The sequence below is a fragment of the Paraburkholderia sp. JPY419 genome, from assembly GCF_050435705.1.
Taxonomy (GTDB): domain Bacteria; phylum Pseudomonadota; class Gammaproteobacteria; order Burkholderiales; family Burkholderiaceae; genus Paraburkholderia; species Paraburkholderia youngii.
In genome coordinates this window covers 728,684-745,767 of the sequence record NZ_JBNDKV010000002.1, presented here as the reverse complement: position 1 = coordinate 745,767, position 17,084 = coordinate 728,684, and the positions used below count along the sequence as shown (strand labels likewise).

Below are 17,084 nucleotides of genomic sequence, written 5' to 3'. Positions count from 1 at the left end.
CGCGCATCGTGTCGCGCGCAGGCCAAAGAGAGAACCTGTCGATGACTTTGTGGAACCTGTACTTCATCCTCAAGCTGTACCTGTTCGCGGGCGGCCATCTGCAGCCGCTGTGGCTCGCGAATCTCGGCTTCGCGCTCGCGCTCGTCGTGACTTCGACGCTGCGCCGGCGCGCGCTGCGCATCGTGCGCAACCTGGTCGGTCTCGCGCTCGGCGTGCCGCTGATGTACCACGAGGCGAACGTGCCGCCGTTCTCGCGTCTGACCGAGGAGTTCGGCAATCTGACCACGTTCAGCTACGGCTACTGGCTCGAACTGGCGCAGCGCTTCCTGCCGCCGATGCTGCTGCTCGGCGCGCTCGGCGCGCTCGTCGGCTATCTGATCGTGAATCGCTGGGTGCGCGTCGCGACCTTCGTGCTGATCGCGCTGGTCGCGATTCCGCTGTGGCACGAGGGCGGCGTGGTGCTCGCGCAACTGCGTGGAGCGTCGGCGAACGCGGCGGCGAATGCCGGCCCGAATGGAGCGAACAACCCGCTCGCCGCGCAGCCGCTCGACCATAACGCTGCGCTCGCCGCGTTCCGCACGCAGGAGTCGCAACGGCAGGTCAGCTTCGGCCATCTGGCCGCCGATCCGAACGCGCAGTTCGACGTGATCGTGCTGCACATCTGCTCGCTGTCGTGGGACGACCTCGATGTCGCGAAGGCGCGCAATCATCCGCTGCTGTCCCGCTTCGACTATCTGTTCACGAACTTCAGCACCGCGGCGAGCTATAGCGGGCCGGCCGCGATTCGCGTGCTGCGCGCGAGCTGCGGCCAGCAGGCGCACGCGGACCTGTACAAGAACGCGCCGCAGCAGTGCTATCTGCTCGCCGATCTCGCGCAGGCCGGCTACACGCCGCAGACGATGCTGAACCACGACGGCCACTTCGACAATTTCCTGGAACTGGTCCACGACAACGCCGGCGTGCCGAACGTGCCGCTGATTCCGAACACGAGCGTGCCGGTCGCGATGCATGCGTTCGACGGCTCGCCGATTCGCGACGACTACGAGACGCTCGCCGCGTGGTACGCGCAGCGCGCGAGCATCGCGGGGCCGGTCGCGCTGTACTACAACACGATCAGCCTGCACGACGGCAACCGGCTGCCGAATAGCAGCCTGACGAGTATCGATTCATATCCACTGCGCGTGAACAAGCTGATGAGCGACTTCGACCGCTTCGCCGATCTGATCGCATCGTCGGGGCGGCGCGCGGTGATCGTGTTCGTGCCCGAGCACGGCGCGGCGCTGCGCGGCGACACGAACCAGGTCGCGGGCCTGCGCGAGATTCCGACGCCGCGCATCGTGCACGGGCCGGTCGGCGTGCGCGTGGTCGGCTTCCAGGGCAATCATGGGCCGACCACGGTGATCGACGATCCGTCGAGCTTCCTCGCGCTCGCGCAGCTGCTGTCGAATCTCGTGTCGAACAGCCCGTTCAAGCCGGGTGTGAGCCTGTCGCAGTACGCGACGAATCTGCCGCAAACGCAGATGGTCGGCGAAAACGAGGGGACGGTGACGATGAAGACCGCGTCCGGCTATGTGGTGAAGACGCCGGACGGCGTGTGGGTAGACGGCAAATGACGAACGCGCGCAATACGTCGAAAAACGCCGCGCGCGGCGGCTGGCCCGTCGACGATATCAGCGGCCTCGCACTGCGTCTGCCCGAGGTCGAGCCGGGCCGCTATTTCGATGCTCAGGCGAAGGAGGCTTACGAGCAGTCGCTGCTGAAGTGGCCGGTGCTCGCCCGGCTGATGAACCTCGTGCCGCGCGACGAAGCCGAAGTGCGGGCCGCGCAAGATGCGCGGCAAAAATCGGGCGTGGAATAAGGCCCGCGTCGAACGCTCAACGCAACTGCGTAACCGCCAGCAGCAGCACCATGCTGCCGATCGCGCCATCCAGCACACGCCACGCAGTCGCGCGGCGAAACAGCGGCGCCAGCATGCGCGCGCCATAGCCGAGCGCGACGAACCACACCGCGCTGACCGTCATCGCGCCGAGCGCGAAGGCGACCCGCGCGCCTTGCGGTTCGCGCGCGCCGGCCGTGCCGATCAACAGGAACGTGTCCAGATAGACGTGCGGATTGAGCCACGTGAACGCGAGCGTCATCAGGATGATCGGCAGCGCGCGTTGCGTGGGCGGGACTTGATCGGCGGAGGCGCCGCTCGAACCGTCGAGCACCGCGTGTCCCGGCCGTACCGCGCGGCGCAGCGCGCTGATGCCGAACCAGGCCAGATACGCGAGCCCGACGTAGAGCATCGCGTGCACGAAGCGCGGGTAGCGCTCCATCAGCACCGCGGCGCCGCCGACGCCTGCGCCGATCAGAATGAAATCCGACAACGTGCACAACAGCACGATCTTGCCGACGTGCGAGCGCATGATGCCCTGCCGCAGGACGAACGCATTCTGCGCGCCGATCGTCACGATCAGTGATGCGCACAGCGCCGCGCCGTGGGAGAAAGACAGCCAGTTCATAAATGGTCCGAAAAATGGAAGCAGTAGGGATAGACGGGATATTCCAGCCGCGCTAGTCTGCGTGATTGCGTCACATAAGAGAACCTAATTTACTTAATGCCGATTAAGGAACGCTAATGCTCGACTACGCCTTGCTCAATGCGCTGGCCGCCGTGGTCCGCCACGGCTCGTTCGACCGTGCTGCAAGCGAGCTGAATATCACTGCGTCCGCGGTGTCGCAGCGGGTCAAGCTGCTCGAGGAGCGCGTCGGCAGCGTGCTGGTGAAGCGCGGTCAGCCGTGCGTCGCCACCACCTCGGGCGCGCTGCTGTGCCGCCACACCGAGCGCGTGCAATTGCTCGAAGCGGAGCTGAACGGCCGCCTGCCGACACTGCCCGGCGCGCTCGTCGAGCAGTGGCCGGCGCTGCGCGTCGCCGTCAATGACGACAGCGTCGGCACCTGGTTCATCGACGCGGTCGCGCCGTTCTGCGTCGAACGCGAGATGCTGCTCGACCTCGTGATCGACGACCAGGACTACACCGCGCAGCGCATCCGCGACGGCAGCGTGCAGGGCGCGATCACGACGCAGGCCGAACCGGTGCAGGGCTGCCGCTCGACGCGCCTCGGCCGCATGCGATACCTCGCGGTGTGCTCACCAGCGTTTTTCGCGCGCTATTTCGCCGACGGCGTCACGCGCGACAGCCTGCGGCGCACGCCGTGCGTCGACTTCAACCCCAAGGATCAGCTGCAAAAGCGCTTCATGCGGCGCATCACACGCGCGGAGATCGATCCGCCGCTGCACTGGATTCCGCACGTCGCCGGCTTTATGCGCGCGTGCGTGATGAGCCTCGGCTGGGGCATGTGCCCCGAGCGGATGGTCGCCGGGCATCTGCAGCGCGGCGAACTGGTCGAGGTCGCGCCGGGCAAGCATATCGACGTCGATCTGTACTGGCAGAGCTGGCGGCTGTCGATCGGCTGGCTCGACGATTTCAGCGCGATGCTCAGGAAGCGGGCCGGCGAGTTTCTCGATTGACGACACAGCGAAGACGCATGCAGGAACGCTCCGAGCGCTACAGCATCAGTTCGATCGAATGAAACAGCCGGCGCTGTTCGGGGTTCTGCGAGCGCGCGCCTTCGTCGATCGTCTCGCGCAGGCAGTCGAGAAAGCAGGCGGCCGCCGGGCTCGTCGGCGCACCGCGCCGCGACGTGATGCTGATGATGGTTTCGTCGAGCGTTTCGCGCAGCGGCAGCGCCCACAGGTTTTCCTTCGCGCGTATCGCCTCGACGAGCGGCCACGGAAAGATGCTGACCATGTCCGTGTGCGCGAGCAGTCCCAGCACGATCGCGAGCGAATGCGCTAGCACGATCGTTTGTGGCACCCGCATGCCGCGCTTGACGAACAGATTGTTCGACATCGACTCGCGGCTCGCCGGGTCCCAGTTGAGGATCCATTCCTCGTTTTGAAGGTCGAGCAGCGTGCGGCATCCGGCCTTCGGATGGTCGCGCCGCGCTACCACCGCCGCGTGCGTCGAAAAGAGCGGCGCGTTCTGAAACTCCGACTGCGGCGACGCGGGCGGCGGCCGACCGATCGAAAAATCGAGGCTGCCGTCGCGCAGACGCGGCTGCACGACCGCGAGCAGGCCTTCGAAAAATTCCAGTTGCACGTCCGGCATCCGTTCGCGAAAACGCCGCACGGCGGGCGGCAGCAAGGTCAGCGCGACCCACGGCGTGACGCCGATCGACAGCTTGCCGGCCGCGGCTCCGCGCAATGCGTCGATCTCGGCTTGCGCGCGCTGCAACTGGCCGAGCACGAGCCGCGCATGCACGACGAGCGCGCGGCCGAACTCGGTGAACGCGACGCCGCTCGCGCTGCGCACGATCAGCGGCGCGTGCAGATTGGCTTCGAGCTCGCGCATCGCTTTGGTCACGGCGGCTGGCGACAGCCCCAGCGAGCGGGCGGCAGCCCGGATACTTCCGGTATCCGCGATCGCGGCCAAGGTACTGAGCTGATGCAGTCTCATGCGAATCGGGAGTATGAAAGGGGGCAACCAGTGGTTGGCACCCGCAACGATTCTACGCCTGCCTCTCGAAATTCGGCGCGGCTATGCTCGGTTCACGCTGACATGGAGACAGACGGCATGAACACGATGGTCATTCCGGCGGGCATCGCCCAAATCGAACAGGAAATGGTCGCGCTGCGACACAGCATCCACGCGCATCCGGAGCTCGCCTACGAGGAGTTCGCGACCGGTGATCTGGTCGCCGAACGCCTGCGGGAGTGGGGCTATACCGTGCATCGCGGCTTGGGGCAAACGGGCGTGGTCGGTCAACTGAAGCTCGGCAACGGCACGCGCCGGCTCGGCCTGCGCGCCGACATGGACGCGCTGCCAATCCACGAAACCACCGGCCTGCCATACGCGAGCAAGCGGCCCGGCAAGATGCACGCATGCGGTCACGACGGCCACACGGCGATGCTGCTCGCCGCCGCCAGGTATCTGGCGCATGAAAAGAGTTTCGACGGCACGCTGAATCTGATCTTCCAGCCGGCCGAGGAAGGGCTCGCCGGCGCGAAGAAAATGCTCGACGACGGCCTGTTCGAGCAGTTCCCCTGCGACGCCGTGTTCGCGATGCACAACATGCCGGGCTTTCCTACGGCCAAGCTGGGCTTCATGCCGGGGTCGTTCATGGCGTCGTCGGATACGGTGATCATCAAGGTGATCGGCCGCGGCGGTCATGGCGCGGTGCCGCACAAGGCGGTCGATCCGGTCGTCGTGTGCGCGCAGATCGTGCTTGCGCTGCAGTCCATCGTGTCGCGCAACATCGCGCCGCTCGATATGTCGATCATCACGGTCGGCGCGATTCACGCCGGCGAAGCGCCGAACGTGATTCCCGAAACCGCCGAGATGCGCCTGTCGGTGCGCGCGCTGCGGCCCGAGGTCCGCGACCATCTGCAACAGCGCATCACCGAGGTCGCGACCGGCCAGGCGGCCGTATTCGGCGCGCGCGCCGAGGTCGACTATCAGCGCCGCTACCCGGTGCTCGTCAACGATGCGGCCATGACCGCGCTCGCGCGCCAGGTTGCGCTCGATTGGCTCGGCGAAGACGGGCTGATTCGCGACATGCAGCCGCTGACCGGCAGCGAGGACTTCGCGTTCCTGCTCGAACGATGCGCGGGCAGCTATCTGATCATCGGCAACGGTGACGGCGAGGGCGGCTGCATGGTCCACAACCCCGGCTACGACTTCAACGACGCATGCCTCGCGACCGGCGCGGCCTACTGGGTCAAGCTCGCGCAGACGTTCCTCGTTTGACGCGGCGGCGCGCGAGCGCGTTGCCCTGGCAGCACAAGGATAACGATGGAGACACAAATGGACTATTCCGCCACACCGCGGCCCGCGAGCGCCAACGGACTCAATGCGCTCGATGCGTCGCGCCTCGCCGATCAACCTCAAAAGCGCGTCGGCCACGCAAAGGCGATCGCCGCGATCACGCTCGGCAACGGCCTCGAGTTTTACGATTTCACGATCTACAGCTTCTTCGCGACGGTCATCGGCGAGCTGTATTTCCCGGTCGAGGGACAACTCGTGCAACTGATGCTCGCGGTCGGCACGTTCGGCGTCGGCTTCATCATGCGGCCGGTGGGCGGCATCGTGCTGGGCGGCTACGCGGACCGCGCCGGACGCAAGGCCGCAATGAGCCTGACGCTGTGGCTGATGACGCTCGGTTCGGCGCTCATCGCGTTCGCGCCGACCTATGCGGCGATCGGCGTCGCGGCGCCGCTGCTCGTGATTCTCGCGCGGCTGATTCAGGGCTTTGCGCTGGGCGGCGAGGTGGGCGCATCGACGGCGCTGCTGCTCGAATACGGCAGCGATCGCACGCGCGGTTTTTACGGCAGCTGGCAGTTCGTGAGCCAGGGGATGAACACGGTGGTGGGGTCGCTGCTCGGCGTCGCGCTGGCCGCGACGCTGTCGCCGGCCGCGCTCGAAAGCTGGGGCTGGCGCGTGCCGTTCGTGATCGGCATGGCGATGGGGCCGATCGGCATCTACATCCGGCGGCATCTCGACGAGACGCTGCCGGGTGTCGAAGATGGCGCGGCAGCGGCTGGTGAAATGGGTGCGCAGCCCGTGGCGCAAACTCCGTCGCTGCCGGTCCGCGAGCTGTTCCGCGACCACGCACGCTCGATCACGACCGGCGTGCTGACGACGATCGGCGGCACCGCGGCGAACTACATCGTGCTGTTCTATCTGTCGACCTACGCGATCCGCATCCTGCATCTGCCGATGGCGACCGCGCTATGGGCCGCATGGACCGGCGCGGTGGTCACGGTGATCTGCTCGCCGTTCGCGGGCGCGCTGTCCGATCGGGTCGGCCGCAAGCGCGTGCTGTGGGTATCGCGTGTGTTGCTGATTTTCGCCGTCTATCCGGCGTTCATGACGATCAATGCTTCGCCGACGGTGCCGGTGCTGCTCGCGGTGGTCGCGGGCCTTGCGCTGCTCGTCACGTTCACCGCGGTGCCGAACATCGTGATGCTGCCCGAGCTGTTTCCGCGCGCGATTCGCGCGACCGGCATGTCGATCGTGTACTGCCTCGGCGTGTCGATTTTCGGCGGCTTCGCGCAGTTCTTCGCGACCTGGCTGATCCAGATTTCGGGCAGCAATCTCGCGCCGGCGTGGTACCTGATCGGCTGCGGCGTCGTGTCGTTGCTGCCGCTGCCGTTCATGCGCGAGACCGCGGGCAGGGCGATCGATTGACGTGACGGGGACTGCGGTCGGCTGTAAAAGAGAGGCGTGATTATTTCGATCGCGCCTCTTTTGTCATTTGCACCGCGGTGTCAATACGAACACCGCGCATCACCGGTGAATTTGTGACCTGCCCGTTTGATGACGACCGGACTACGACGGGCCGGCCGCGTCCGCCCGGACCCTGTTGCGCTCCAGTCTCATGTACAGGTTCGCGACGCAGATACCGAAGACGATGTGAACGAACAGGCTGGCGCCGTTGCGCGCTTCTGCAAACCACGGAAAAAACTGTGTCATGCCGTAGAAATTGATCAGGTAAACGACTGCAGCGAAAGCGCCACCCGCCAGTGAAGCCATTCCCATGCTCGAGTCAAGCTTGAATGACGTCATGATGAAACCGAGGATAAGCGCCAATACGATGGCAAGGCCAAAATGCACCACAAAGGCCGCGAGCACGATGCCAATCGAGAATGATTGCGGCGATTGCAATGCGCCTCGTCCCAGCATGATCGCGGCGACCATGCGTGGGGGCTCCAGCAGACTGCCGCCCGTCATCACTGCCATCAGGACGACTCCTAACGCCAGGAACACAGCCCCCGCGATGACGCCTGCCAGCACGGCTGCCCGCCAGTCGGGCTGGCCGTGTGTGAATTGATGGGAACCCATGTGAAGTTGCACGATTTTTCTCCCGATTGATTCGGATAATTCATTCTAGTTCTCTGTGTCGCGAGATTGATAGCGCCGCGTGACTATCGTCAGCCCGAGGAATGATCTTCGTTCTGGCGACGACGTGGCGTGCAGCGTGTCAGCGGATCGATAATTAATCTTTTAACTCGCAGTCGAGGATCAAATGCCTTGATGTCTGCTTTCGGCAACGGCCGCAAGCGTATCCGTTCGGTGTGCGCGAAAGTGATCAACCACAACGGCGGCAAAGGCGTAATGTTACATAGCGGACTGTTCAGAGTGGACGGAATGGAACCCGATCGCGGCACCATGGCGTAGTCCCGGTGCGTGCCACCGCGTGCACCTTTGCCTCGGCACGGGCGAGGTGGGGCGGCATAGTCTGCTACCGCTAGTCAATGATGGAAGGAGGCCACATGTCACTCATCGTCGCAGCACGCTTTACGACATTCCCCGCCGCTGAAGACGCGGTGCAACGGCTCTTCAATGCCGGTTTCGTCGAGGAGGACGTCACCCTGTTTTTCGTCAATCCGCCCGGCCAGCACGCACGTTTTCAGCCCGGCGGTGGTACCAGCACCGACGCAAACGCGAGAGAGGCGCCGAAGGGTGCCGAGATAGGCGTCACGATTGGCGCAGCGGTTGGCGCCGTGCTCGGCGTCGGGATCTTTGCGGTGTTTTCGGCGCCGCTCATCGTGTCGCTGATCGCAGCCGGGGTGAGTGCGTATGTCGGTGCATTGGTCGGCGCGATGATGCGCACGCAGGAAGCCAGCGACGAAGAAATCCGTGGTTCCGGCGTGCTGGTGGCCGTACACGTGTCGCCGGACAACCAGTTGGACGCCGCACGGGTGCTGCGCGATGCGGGAGGCGCGGCGGTCGAACGCGCGACCGGCAACTGGCAACAAGGGCGGTGGGCCGACTTCGATCCGCTCAAGCAGCCTGTGCCGCTCAGCGAATTCAGTGAGAAGCACGCCTGATTCGAAGGTGTTTTTCGCCGAAATTTTCAGCGAGCGAGGAAACATGAACGGCCCGGCATTTGTCGGGCCGTTTTGTATTTGGAGCGGTGCGTTCCAGGCACGCCCCCGTGCTGAATGAACCCTGCTGATGCGTGCAAGTATCCGGCGGCGGATTCCATGCTTGACGAAACCGATGGAAGTATTGAATGGTTTCGAACATTGTTTCCGTGGTGAACGACTTGATCGAAACATCTAATGTCGGACTGACTCAGCAGAGATCAATGGAAGAAGAGTTCGCGCATGCCGAAGGTGTGATGCGCTTCGGCAGCCATCAGCACCAGCAGCACCAGCAGGCACAGGGGCGGTATCAGGATCGCGTACACCAGCGCCAGCCGTTCCCACATCATGTGCATGAAAATCGACACGATCAGCCCGGCCTTGGCGATCATCAGCACGATGATCAGCGTCCAGCGCAGCAGGCCCTGCACGTGGAAGTAATCCACCATGTACGACAACGTGCTCAGTACGAACAGCAGGCCCCAGATCTTCAGGTAAATGCCGATCGGATGCTGCTGGCCGTGCGCGGCGTCGGGTCGATGGGCGAGATCGGTGTGGTCCATGGTCTGCCTCACCACAAATAGAACAGCGCAAAGATGAACACCCACACCAGGTCGACGAAGTGCCAGTACAAGCCGGCAATTTCCACGATCTGGAAGTTGCCGTGCTCGGTGAACCCCGGCTGCAGGATCTTGCGTCTTATCAGCAGCAGGTAGATCACACCGCAACTGACGTGAAAGCCGTGGAACCCGGTGATCATGAAAAAGCACGCGCCAAACTGCGCCGCGCCCAGCGGGTTACCCCAGGGGCGGATACCTTCATGGACGATCAGCTTGGTCCATTCGAAGGCCTGCATCGACACGAAGGTCGCGCCCAGCAGCGCGGTCGCCAGCAACAGTTGGGCGGCGCGCCTGGCGTTGCGCCGGTAGCCAAAGTTGACAGCCATCGCCATGGTGCCGCTGCTGCTGATCAGGACGAACGTCATGATGGCGATCAGCAGCAAGGGCACATCCACGCCGAAGACAGTGAGCCCGAACACTTTGGAAGGGTCGGGCCACGGCACGGTGGTCGACATGCGCACCGTCATGTAGCCGATCAGGAAACTGCTGAAGATGAAGGTGTCCGACAGCAGGAAGATCCACATCATCGCCTTGCCCCACGGCACCTTGAAGGCCTGGCGGTCGGCCGACCAGTCGGTGACGATGCCGCGCCAGCCGTCAGGCCCGGCGTCGGTGGGCGGGGTGACAGCGGATTCGGTCGGGAGCGTGGGCGTGGTCATGGCGCAGCTCCATACAGCGGCCCGCAGATGGTGGCGACGAACCCAGGGGTGATCCACCACATCGCGCGCCAGCAGCACGAGCCAGACAGCCAGCAGGAAATGCCAGTAGATGGCGCACAGCGCGATGGCACGCTGGGTCCGGAACGGGTTCCCACGCTGGAGACGCGCGATCGTCACGGCCCAGGCCACCAGCCCGCCCAGCACATGCAACCCGTGCAGGCCGGTGAGCAGGTAGAGGAAGCTATTGGAAGGATTGACGGTGACAGTCTGCCCCGCCGCCGACAGCATGCGCCACGCGCTCAGTTGTCCGATCACGAACACGGCCGCGAGCACACCGCCGGACAGCAGCCACGCCGCGCGGTGCATGGTAATTCGCCGGGCGCGCTGCATGGCGATGCTTGCCAGCACCAGCGCGCCGGTGTTCCACCACAGCAGAGCCGGATGCGGGATCGGCTGCCAGTCGGGCTCGCGCATGCGCATCGCATAGGCGAGCAGGAGCAGTGAAAACAATGTCGTTGCCACCGCCATGAAGATGATCAGGCCGATGCGGCTCGCATTCGGCAAGACAGGCGGCGCGTCAGGAACGAAGGAGCGGCGCAGTGTAGTCATTCGCTTGCCTCGCCGGGTTGCAGCGTCGGGTGGGCCGGTGCCGGTTCAGGCGCCGTCTCAGGCGGCTGGTTTTGCGGGACGAAGTCTTCCTCGTGCCCCGCCGGGCTGTATTCGTACGCCCAGCGGTAGACGACGGGCAGCGCGGGGCCCCAGTTGCCGTGCACGGGTGGCGTTTGCGGCGTCTGCCATTCCAGCGTGGTGGCCCGCCACGGGTTGCCGTCGGCACGCTTGCCGCGCGCGAGGCTCCACGCCAGGTTGTACAGGAACAGCAACTGCGCCGCCGCAACGATCAGCGCAACGACGGTGATGAACGTGTTGAGCGTCTGCGCCGAATGTGGAATGAAGCTGTAGCCCTCATACTGGTAATACCGCCGCGGCATGCCGAGGATGCCGAGATAGTGCATCGGGAAGTAGATCGCATAGGTGCCGACGAAGGTAACCCAGAAGTGCACGCGCCCGATCGTGTCGTTGAGCATGCGGCCCGTCACCTTCGGATACCAATGGTAGATGCCGCCAAACACCACCAGGATCGGCGACACGGCCATCACCATATGGAAGTGCGCCACCACGAAGTACGTGTTCGACAGCGGAATGTCCACGCTCACGTTGCCGAGATAGAGCCCGGTCAACCCACCCAGGACGAAGGTGCTGATGAAGCCGATGGCAAACAGCATCGGCACAGTCAGGTGGATATCGCCGCGCCACAGCGTCAGCACCCAGTTGTAGACTTTGAGAGCGGTCGGAACGGCGATGATGAGCGTGGTCGTGGCAAAGAAGAAGCCGAAGTACGGATTCATGCCGGCGATGAACATGTGGTGCGCCCAGACCACGAAGCTCAGCGCACCGATGGCGACGATCGCCCACACCATCATCTTGTAGCCGAAGATGCTCTTGCGCGCGTGCGTGCTGATCAGGTCCGATGCGATGCCAAAGGCTGGCAGCGCGACGATGTAGACCTCCGGATGCCCGAAGAACCAGAACAGGTGCTGGAACAGCAGCGGGCTGCCGCCGGCATGCTTGAGCGTCTGCCCCATCGATACCACGGCCGGCACAAAGAAGCTGGTGCCGAGTGTCCTGTCGAGCAGCATCATCACCGCCGACACGAACAGCGCCGGAAACGCCAGCAGCGCCAGGATGGTCGCGGTGAAGATGCCCCACACCGTGAGCGGCATGCGCATGAGCGTCATGCCACGCGTGCGCGCCTGCAGCGTGGTGGTGACGTAATTCAAGCCGCCCATCGTTGCCGCGACGATGAAGATCGCCAGCGACACCAGCATCAACACGATGCCCCACTCCACGCCCGGCGTGCCCGGCAGGATCGCCTGGGGTGGATACAGCGTCCAGCCCGCGCCGGTCGGCCCGCCTGGCACGAAGAAGCTCGACACCAGCACCAGCACGGCCAGCAGGTAGACCCAGTAGCTCAGCATGTTGAGAAACGGGAACACCATGTCGCGCGCGCCCAGCATCAGCGGGATCAGGTAGTTGCCGAAGCCGCCCAGAAACAGCGCCGTCAGCAGGTAGATCACCATGATCATCCCGTGCATGGTGACGAACTGATAGTAGTGGTTGGCGTCGATGAAGCTGAACTTGCCCGGAAAGCCGAGCTGCAAGCGCATCAAGTTGGACAGGACAAGGCCGACCAGGCCGATGGCGATGGCCGTCAGCGAGTACTGCACGGCGATGACCTTGTGGTCCTGGCTCCAGACATAGCGGGTCCACAAGCTTTGCGGGCCGTGTTCGGGGTGCGCGTAGGTCATTGCGTCTGCTCCGCTAGGGTTGGGCTGCGCTGGTGGCGGCCGAGCCGCCTAGCGATTGGATGTAGGTCACCAGCGTGGTCAGCTCCTGCTCGCTCAGGTCGAACTTCGGCATGATGGGTGCGAAGCCCTTCACGACGCGGGCCGTCGGGTTGCGGATGAAGGCGCGCAGATAGGCTTCGTCCACCTTCGCCGTGCTGCCGTCGGCCATCGTTTCGGTCTTGCCGTACAGGCCCTTCCAGGTGGGGCCCACGCGCGGACTGCCGTCCACGGTATGGCAGGCGAAGCAGCCCTTGGCCTCTGCGAGCGTCTTGCCCTGGTTAGCGAGCGCCTGGGCGCCGCCGCCTGCAGCGGCGGCGGCGGCCTGCACCTTGGCCTGCTGCTGCGCGAACGTGCTCTGCTGCGCCAGCCAGCGTGAGAACGATGCTTCGTCTTCTACCACCACCACGCCGCGCATGTTGGCGTGCCCGAGACCGCAAAGCTGCGCGCACAGAATGTCGTAACGCCCGGCCTTGGTCGGCGTGAACCAGAAGGTGGTCACCATGCCGGGCACTATGTTCATGCGCGCGCGGAACGGCGGTACGTAGAAGTCATGCAGCACATCGCGCGACCGTGTCAGGACCTGGATCGGCCGGTTCAACGGCAGGTGCACCTCGGGTGTCTCGATCAGGTAGTTGTCACGGCCGTTGGGGTCGCCGGGGTTCATGCCGAAGGGGTTGTCGTTGCTGATGTAGCGCACGTCCGTCGTGCCCAGCTTGCCACCGGGGCCGGCAAAGCGGAAGCGCCATTGCCATTGCTGGGCGAACACTTCCATCTGCAGCACGTTGGACGGCGGCCGTATGTAGTCCGCGTAGACGAAGAGTCCCGGTGCCAGCAACGCTGCCACGCCTACCGAGGTCAGGCCGATCAGCCACCATTCCAGGCGCCTGTTGTGCGGCTCGTAAACAGCGCGATGACCCCTGCGGTGGCGGTAGCGCAGCAATGCGATCACGATGAACAGGTTGATCGCGATGAAGAACACGCCGGTAATGACGAGCGTGATCGTCAGCATGTCGTCCATGCGCACCCAGTTCGAGGCGATCGGTGTGGTCCACCACGGGCTGGCAAAGTGAAACCCCACCGCCAATACGATGATCAGGAACAGGGCAATCGCAAGCGACATAGGTCACCTCGCTGCGCGTCACTCGCTGGCAGCCGCTAACAAAAGGCTCCAGGCGTCGGCGCCGCCTTGCCGTACTTCGGTACTGTCCGCGCCGGCACGTCTTTAGACCAAAGGTAGTCCTCTCCTCTGCATCGTGCAAGGCTGCGCAAGGGGGAAGTGCGCCCCATGTATAGGCGGATGAATGGAGGAGTCGCTTGCTGCGATGCAATGCAAAACGGCCGCCTCCTGCATCGATTTCCCAGGCCACCTACGCCTCCTGATGGCACGCGGCAGGGGTACGATAAACAGCATCGACCCGTTGGGGGACTCCTTGATTGATGGAGAGCCGACAGGAGACGTCTTTATTTCCTCGTACCTGACTCGACGACGGCGAAGGCGATCGTAGACGACTTGCTGCGGGCGCGGATCACATGGCGACATATCCATGTCCTCGCGAATCACAGTGTCGCACTCGAACAGTTACCCGAGGCATCCTTACTGCAAAGCAGCGACGTCGTCCACTCGCTCGAACGCGGCGTGGCGCTCGGCGGTGCGACCGGCGCGCTTCTCGGCCTCGTGGCACTGGTGTTTCCTCCCGCGGGGCTCACGATTGCGGGCGGAGCCGTCGTCGCATTGACGTTGACAGGTGCCGGCTTCGGGGCCTGGACGGCCACGATGATCGGCGTCGACGAACCGAACGCACGACTCGAGCGCTTTCGTGGCGCCATACGTGACGGCCAGATCCTGATCATGGCCGACGTGCCTGGATCGCGCGAACAGGAGATCGAGCAGATGGTCGCGCATCATTTTCCGAAGGCCGATCTCGAAGGTGCGGAGCCGACGACCCCGATCTTCCCCTGAGAAGCAGTCGAGACGAGGCCATCGGTGCCCTTTGCAGCCAACACAAAAAATCTACAAACCGCAGACCGAATCGGTCCAGCTCACGAACACGGCGACGCTGACCCCCAGTGTGACGGCACGACGCCTTCGGAATCGTTCAGCCGTTTGCGGCGCGAACTGACTGTGACAGTCAGCTCACGCCCCGACTGATACACCTGACGCGCCTCACCGCGCCGCCGACTTCCCACGCCCCGGCACCGCCGCGCCATTGCCATCGCCGTTGCTAGCCGCCGCCACGCGCGTCTCGGGCATCGCCGCCCACACCAGCAGCACCGCGAGGGCACCGGCCGCCGCGAGGCAGAAGAAGCTCACCATGTTGCCGAAACGATCGGCGACGAAGCCCGCCGCCGTCGTGCTCAGCGTGGCGCCGATGCCGGCCGCGAGTCCGAACAGGCCGATACACAGGTTGTAGCGGCCCTTGTCGCCGGCGACGTCGGCGGCGATCAGCGGCAGCATCACGCCGAATACCGCGGCGCTCAAGCCGTCGAGCATTTGCACCGGTACCAGCAGATAAGGGCTGCTGATGCCCGCGAACAGCAGCGCGCGGATCGGCAGTGCGGAGAAGCCGAGCAGCAGGATCGGCCGGCGGCCCCAGCGTTCGGCCGAGCGTCCGACCCACGGCGACAAAATCGCGACGATCGCCTGCGGCACGATGATGCACGCCGCGATCACGAGCTGCACGTTGTCGCCCATGCCGGCCGTCACTTCGCCGGCTGCGAGGTTCAGCATCGCCGCGTTCGACAGATGGAACAGCACGATGCACGCGGCGAACAGCAGCATGCGCCGGTCGCGCAGCAGCTCGCGTAGGCTTTCGCGCCGCTCGAGCTGCTCAGGGGTGGGCAGCGTTTGCGGCAGCTCGATGGTGTCGGTGCGCTGGATCATAGAGAGCGCGATCAGCGCGGGAACGGCGAGACCGGCGGTCAGAAAGAACACCGCGCGCGGCGAGTAGTACTCGCCGAACAGACCCATCAGACCGGCCGCGACCGCGCTGCCGATCGACGCCCAGCGCGCATTGCGGCCGAGCCGGTCGCCGAGATTCGCGCGACCCACCAGCGCGAACGAGATCGCCGCGAGCGCCGGCGTCAGCATGCAGCTCGCGAAGCCGTGGAACACCTCGGCGGCGATCACCGGCAGCAGGGTCGGGCTCATCGCGAGCAGCATCGCGCTCAGGATGATCGCGGTGATCGCCCATGCGGCCGCCGCTTTCTTGTTGCGCAGCGCGTCGACCGCGGCGCCGCCGGGCACCTGGCTGACCATCGCGCTGATCGTGCCGACCGACAGCACCATGCCGATCTCGCCCTGGGTCCATTTGTGCGACGCGAGGTACGACGCGATGAACGGCCCGAAGCCCGTCTGCACGTTGGCGACGAAGAAGTTGAGCCAATCGAGCGCGCGCAGACTTCGCGCCGTGACCTGAGTGCGGACCGTCATCGGACCGCCCGTGCGTTGGAAACCGCGACGGCCGAAGCGGCCGGCGGCGGCGAGGCCGCCGGCGCTGCGCTCGCGGCAGGCTGCGCAGGCGGGGCGGGTGGCGGCGCGGGCGACACCGCGCGGATCGGCTTGTCGGCCACATAGGGCGGCGTCGCGTTGATCTGCGCATCGCTCAGCTCGAGCTGCGGATGCAGCTCCTTGTCGCGCGTGACGAAGCGCAGCGCCGACCAGTTCGCGGCGATCGTGCGCCGGTCGGTGCTGACGATGCCGCTGACGTCGAGCACGACCGCCTGCGGCTGCGCATTGCCGTCGATCAGCACGTCGACCACGCGGCCCACCTTGGCGCCGTTCGCGCGCTCGACGGTCGCATCGAGCAGCGCCAGCTCCAGCGCGTTCGTTTTGTTCGCGGCGGCCGGCACTGCCGTCGCGGTGAGTGTGATAGGCGCGCCCTTCGCGGTCGGGGTGAAGTGGAACGTGCCCCACGGAAAGTTCACCTTGCGATCTCCGACGCCGAGGAAGCCCTGCAGATTGACGACCATCTCGCGCGGCTTGCCGGCCGCGTCGGTGGTCATGTCGATCGCGCGGCCGACCACCTTGCCGTCGGGCTTCTGCACCGGGCTGTCGAGCAGCGCGCGCGCGTCGCTGCGCTCGATCGTGCGCAGCACGATCAGCGGTGGCGGTGGCGGGGGCGGCGGCGGCGGAGCCGGCACGACGACGGGCGGCGGCGGTTTCGACCTTGTGCGGCTTGACGACCGGCTTCTTCGGCTTCTTCGGCTCCTCGGGCCCCTCGTTCGCCTCGGTCTCGACCGGCTCGGGCGCGGACGCGGCGACCGGCGGGCTCGCCGGCTCGACCGGCATCACCCGCGCGTCGACGATCGGCGCCTGCTGCGTACCCCACAGCAGGCTGCTGCAACCGGACAGCGCGGCGAGCGCAAACAGCGCGGCCACGGTGCATAGCCAGCGAAACAGTCGAAGCATCTCCAGCGAATCAGGCGAATCGAGCGAGCGAAGCGATCCAAGCGGTCCAAACGGGACAATCGGCAGGCGCCCGGCGGGGCG

Annotated in this window: 15 protein-coding genes and 2 pseudogenes; 7 read left to right on the top strand and 10 right to left on the bottom strand. The window is 65.2% G+C overall.

The genetic code is table 11. The annotated features are described in order from the left end of the window. Nucleotides 1-41: 41 nt before the first annotated feature. Both bcsG and QFZ91_RS09605 read left to right on the top strand, forming a co-directional pair. Nucleotides 42-1,613, top strand: coding sequence for a cellulose biosynthesis protein BcsG (gene bcsG, locus QFZ91_RS09610; RefSeq protein WP_176123394.1), 1,572 nt, complete (start codon nucleotides 42-44; stop codon nucleotides 1,611-1,613). Then, nucleotides 1,610-1,858: a hypothetical protein gene (locus tag QFZ91_RS09605; protein WP_429567094.1), complete on the top strand. Its 249-nt coding sequence runs from the start codon at nucleotides 1,610-1,612 to the stop codon at nucleotides 1,856-1,858. The genes bcsG and QFZ91_RS09605 overlap by 4 nt, the downstream gene beginning before the upstream one ends. A gap of 16 nt (nucleotides 1,859-1,874) precedes the next feature. On the opposite strand, the gene QFZ91_RS09600 is transcribed toward QFZ91_RS09605, so the two are convergent. Next, entirely contained in the window at nucleotides 1,875-2,504 is a 630-nt protein-coding gene (locus tag QFZ91_RS09600) for a LysE/ArgO family amino acid transporter (RefSeq protein WP_368612039.1), read from the bottom strand. 116 nt (nucleotides 2,505-2,620) lie between these two features. On the opposite strand from QFZ91_RS09600, the gene QFZ91_RS09595 reads away from it, so the two are divergent. Further along, a complete protein-coding gene (locus QFZ91_RS09595; RefSeq protein WP_429567093.1) occupies nucleotides 2,621-3,514 on the top strand; it encodes a LysR family transcriptional regulator ArgP in 894 nt (297 codons plus the stop codon). Nucleotides 3,515-3,551: 37 nt separating this feature from the next. Here QFZ91_RS09595 and QFZ91_RS09590 read toward each other — a convergent pair whose 3' ends face one another. Continuing rightward, nucleotides 3,552-4,502 carry a LysR substrate-binding domain-containing protein gene (locus tag QFZ91_RS09590; RefSeq protein ID WP_429567092.1) on the bottom strand — a complete coding sequence of 317 codons (951 nt, stop codon included), beginning with the start codon at nucleotides 4,500-4,502 and terminating at the stop codon, nucleotides 3,552-3,554. Nucleotides 4,503-4,619: 117 nt separating this feature from the next. Here QFZ91_RS09590 and QFZ91_RS09585 point away from each other — a divergent pair, with 117 nt between their 5' ends. Together QFZ91_RS09585 and QFZ91_RS09580 are read left to right on the top strand one after the other, a co-directional pair. Continuing rightward, a complete protein-coding gene (locus QFZ91_RS09585) occupies nucleotides 4,620-5,792 on the top strand; it encodes a M20 aminoacylase family protein (protein WP_429567091.1) in 1,173 nt (390 codons plus the stop codon). Nucleotides 5,793-5,849: 57 nt separating this feature from the next. Next, nucleotides 5,850-7,232, top strand: a complete 1,383-nt coding sequence (locus QFZ91_RS09580; RefSeq protein WP_429567090.1) for an MFS transporter — start codon at nucleotides 5,850-5,852, stop codon at nucleotides 7,230-7,232. A 141-nt stretch (nucleotides 7,233-7,373) separates the two neighbouring features. On the opposite strand, the gene QFZ91_RS09575 is transcribed toward QFZ91_RS09580, so the two are convergent. Further along, complete coding sequence (locus QFZ91_RS09575) at nucleotides 7,374-7,886, bottom strand: hypothetical protein (RefSeq protein ID WP_429568616.1); 513 nt, start codon at nucleotides 7,884-7,886, stop codon at nucleotides 7,374-7,376. 431 nt (nucleotides 7,887-8,317) lie between these two features. Between QFZ91_RS09575 and QFZ91_RS09570 the strand changes: the two genes are divergently transcribed. Continuing rightward, entirely contained in the window at nucleotides 8,318-8,875 is a 558-nt protein-coding gene (locus QFZ91_RS09570) for a glycine zipper domain-containing protein (protein ID WP_429567089.1), read from the top strand. Between the two features lie 257 nt (nucleotides 8,876-9,132). On the opposite strand, the gene QFZ91_RS09565 is transcribed toward QFZ91_RS09570, so the two are convergent. The 5 genes and pseudogenes from QFZ91_RS09565 to QFZ91_RS09545 form a co-directional block, all read right to left on the bottom strand. Next, nucleotides 9,133-9,474, bottom strand: a complete 342-nt coding sequence (locus QFZ91_RS09565; RefSeq protein ID WP_013089047.1) for a cytochrome C oxidase subunit IV family protein — start codon at nucleotides 9,472-9,474, stop codon at nucleotides 9,133-9,135. Nucleotides 9,475-9,482: 8 nt separating this feature from the next. Then, nucleotides 9,483-10,190 (bottom strand): heme-copper oxidase subunit III family protein, encoded by a 708-nt coding sequence (locus QFZ91_RS09560; RefSeq protein WP_176378066.1) that lies wholly within the window; start codon nucleotides 10,188-10,190, stop codon nucleotides 9,483-9,485. After that, nucleotides 10,187-10,799: pseudogene (locus QFZ91_RS09555) on the bottom strand (cytochrome c oxidase subunit 3). The gene QFZ91_RS09560 and the pseudogene QFZ91_RS09555 overlap by 4 nt, the downstream one beginning before the upstream one ends. Then, a complete protein-coding gene (ctaD, locus tag QFZ91_RS09550; protein ID WP_429567088.1) occupies nucleotides 10,796-12,556 on the bottom strand; it encodes a cytochrome c oxidase subunit I in 1,761 nt (586 codons plus the stop codon). The pseudogene QFZ91_RS09555 and the gene ctaD overlap by 4 nt, the downstream one beginning before the upstream one ends. Before the next feature lie 13 nt (nucleotides 12,557-12,569). After that, nucleotides 12,570-13,715: a c-type cytochrome gene (locus QFZ91_RS09545; RefSeq protein WP_429567087.1), complete on the bottom strand. Its 1,146-nt coding sequence runs from the start codon at nucleotides 13,713-13,715 to the stop codon at nucleotides 12,570-12,572. Nucleotides 13,716-14,105: 390 nt separating this feature from the next. Between QFZ91_RS09545 and QFZ91_RS09540 the strand changes: the two genes are divergently transcribed. After that, nucleotides 14,106-14,555, top strand: a complete 450-nt coding sequence (locus tag QFZ91_RS09540; protein ID WP_429567086.1) for a DUF1269 domain-containing protein — start codon at nucleotides 14,106-14,108, stop codon at nucleotides 14,553-14,555. A gap of 204 nt (nucleotides 14,556-14,759) precedes the next feature. On the opposite strand, the gene QFZ91_RS09535 is transcribed toward QFZ91_RS09540, so the two are convergent. Further along, nucleotides 14,760-16,025: an MFS transporter gene (locus QFZ91_RS09535; RefSeq protein WP_176378061.1), complete on the bottom strand. Its 1,266-nt coding sequence runs from the start codon at nucleotides 16,023-16,025 to the stop codon at nucleotides 14,760-14,762. After that, nucleotides 16,022-17,003 (bottom strand): annotated as a pseudogene (locus tag QFZ91_RS09530) (PRC-barrel domain containing protein). The gene QFZ91_RS09535 and the pseudogene QFZ91_RS09530 overlap by 4 nt, the downstream one beginning before the upstream one ends. Nucleotides 17,004-17,084: the final 81 nt, after the last annotated feature.